The organism is uncultured Fretibacterium sp., from assembly GCF_938040765.1.
Lineage (GTDB): Bacteria > Synergistota > Synergistia > Synergistales > Aminobacteriaceae > CAJPSE01.
In genome coordinates this window covers 1-2004 of record NZ_CALIAA010000203.1, presented here as the reverse complement: position 1 = coordinate 2004, position 2004 = coordinate 1, and the positions used below count along the sequence as shown (strand labels likewise).

Annotated in this window: 1 protein-coding gene, 1 rRNA gene and 1 pseudogene; all 3 read left to right on the top strand. The window is 61.2% G+C overall.

The window, feature by feature from the left end; translation table 11 throughout:
- Nucleotides 1-207: pseudogene (locus Q0176_RS07070) on the top strand (elongation factor 4); the annotation flags it as partial.
- Nucleotides 208-227: 20 nt separating this feature from the next.
- Nucleotides 228-1352 (top strand): radical SAM family heme chaperone HemW, encoded by a 1125-nt coding sequence (gene hemW / locus Q0176_RS07065; protein ID WP_299300719.1) that lies wholly within the window; start codon nt 228-230, stop codon nt 1350-1352.
- A gap of 300 nt (nt 1353-1652) precedes the next feature.
- A 16S ribosomal RNA gene (locus Q0176_RS07060) occupies nt 1653-2004 on the top strand; the annotation flags it as partial.

The following is a 2004-nucleotide window of genomic DNA, read 5'->3' as shown; positions in this document are numbered from 1 at the left end:
TCGATCGGCAAGCGCGTCATCGTTCGCGTCAACGTCAAGGCCCTGCGGAAGGATGTCCTGGCCAAATGCTACGGCGGCGACATCACTCGGAAGCGAAAGCTCCTGGAGAAGCAGAAGGAGGGCAAGAAGCGCATGAAGCAGATCGGGCGCGTCGCCATCCCCCAGGAGGCGTTTCTGGCGTTCCTCCGAATCGAGGACGGCGAGTAGGCCGGGAGGGAAAACATCCCGTGAGGAACGAGGGGCTCTCCGTGTACCTGCACGTGCCGTTCTGCGCCGGCAAGTGCGGGTACTGTTCTTTTTACAGCGAGCCTCCGGAAGCTGGGGATGTCGCGGCCTACCTGGACGCGCTTGCGGCGGAGATCGCCCTCTGGAGAGGGCTGCTTGGCCCCCTGTCCCCGCGCACCCTCTACGTCGGAGGCGGGACGCCGAGCCTGCTCTCGCCGGACGAATGGGGGCGGCTGATCGCGCTGCTCGAAGGCCTGGGGGACTGGAGCCGCCTGGAGGAGGCGACCGTGGAGGCCAACCCCTCGTCCTTGAGCGACGGGCTGCTGAACGTCTGGCGAGCTTCTTTTTTCACCCGTGTCAGCCTTGGCGTCCAGAGCCTGGATGACGCGGAGCTTGAAACTCTGGGACGCCGCCACGATGCGAAGCTCGCCCTCGAGGCGATGGAGCGCCTTGCCCGCTCCGGGCTGAGGATGAGCGTCGACCTGATCTTCGGCATTCCCGGTCAGACGCTCCGTTCCTGGGCGGCCTCGCTGAGAGGGGTTCTGGATGCCGGAGCCCGCCACGTCTCCGCCTACCAGCTGACGCTCGAGCCGGATACCCCCATGGGGCTTCGCAGCCCCGTTCTTCCCGACGGCTATCCTCTTTATCGTTATACCCAATGGTTCCTCCCACGACGGGGTTTCACCCAGTACGAGATCTCGAGCTACGCCCCGCCCGGCGGCGAGTGCCGGCACAACCTGGCCTATTGGAGGCAGGAGGATGTCCTGGCCCTGGGGCCTGCGGCGTGGGGGTACCTCAAGGGACGCCGCTACGCCAACCCGGGGACGCTGGATGCCTATCTCGAGGCGGCAGGGAGGAATTTCCCCGAGGCAAAGACGGCGGGGGAAAGACTGGGGCCGAGAGCCCGCGGGGTTGAGGCCGCTATTCTCTCGCTGAGGACCCGATGGGGAATCGATCGGGCAGACTTCGCAGAACGTTGGGGCGTCCCGCTTCTGAAGGAGATCGAGGCGGTCTTGATGGCGATTCCCCCCCACCTCGTGCGTGCGGATGAACGGAGCCTGGCTCTCACTCCAGCGGGTATGCGAGTGGGGAACGCGATCTGGTCGGAGGTTTTATGTTTATTGTAGGGGCTGAGGGGTACTTGGTTTTGGGGATGTTGTTAATGGGTCTGCGAGGTCTGCGAGGGATTTTGTTTTTGTACTTGACAGGCAGGTAAAAGGCTGTATAATTTCCTTTGTTGTTTGGCGCTCGGCGGTTTGCTTCTTCGGGAAGCCGCTTATTGCAAGGGTTTAGTAAGGATTTTGAGCGCAGCACATTGACAAATTTACAGGCGAGCCATAAAGGGAAGAGGAAGTATTGAGCGATGCCTTTCGAGGTTTGTGTTCGGAGGGGTATTGTGAGTTTGGCGATAAGTCCGAGGAGATCGATCAACTGAGAGTTTGATCCTGGCTCAGGATGAACGCTGGCGGCGTGCGTAACACATGCAAGTTGAACGACGGTGCCATGAAGTGGTAACACGGAGTGGTATACGGAGTAGCGGACGGGTGAGTAAAGCATGAGAATCTGTCCTGTCGAGGGGGATAACGTTCGGAAACGGACCCTAATACCCCATAGTCCGAGAGGTTAAAGGCAGCGATGCGCGGCAGGAGGAGCTCGTGTCCTATCAGCTGGTTGGTGAGGTAACGGCTCACCAAGGCAACGACGGGTAGCCGGCCTGAGAGGGTGACCGGCCACACTGGAACTGAGAAACGGTCCAGACTCCTACGGGAGGCAGCAGTG